The sequence below is a fragment of the Vibrio sp. 378 genome, from assembly GCF_033339435.1.
On the sequence record NZ_JAWOUO010001219.1, the window covers coordinates 1 to 513 of the forward strand.

The 513-nt window shown below is 37.6% G+C and carries 1 protein-coding gene; it reads right to left on the reverse strand.

Translation table 11 applies throughout. The annotated features are described in order from the left end of the window. The coding region (locus R7Q48_RS31235; RefSeq protein ID WP_318134312.1) for a Qnr family pentapeptide repeat protein at nt 1-513 on the reverse strand (513 nt) is incomplete at both ends.

Sequence of the window (513 nt, forward strand, 5' to 3'; positions counted from 1 at the left end):
CATATTTTTACACCTGTAAGATCAATCTTTCGAGGATCTAAACCATAAAGCTCTGAATGACTTAAATCACAGCCTTGTACTCTAAACTGTTCCCAGCAGTCTTCCGAAAAAACACCACGGCTTAAATCTGATTCTTTAAATGAAGCGCCTCGAAGATTTGCACCAATCCATCTATTTTCGAACAGGTCACATTTTTCAATAAGCTGCTGCTCAAAATTGGCATAGGATAAGTTACAACCTGTTATGTATGCAGAGCAAAAGTACATTTTATTCGAAACCTGATTTACAAAACTAACTTGGCTAAAATTTGCCCCTTTAAGATCACAATCTCTCAGTTCAATACCAAAGCAATTTGCCCCCTTAAAATGGGACATTGAAAGCTGACAGTTTTTAAATGAAGCATCTCGAAGATCAGCATAAGAAAAATCGCACCCTTCCAATGCCCCCTGCTCTATGAAAGTACAGTTAATGAACTGTGTATCTCGGAGGTTTGAGCGCTTAAAATTACAATGT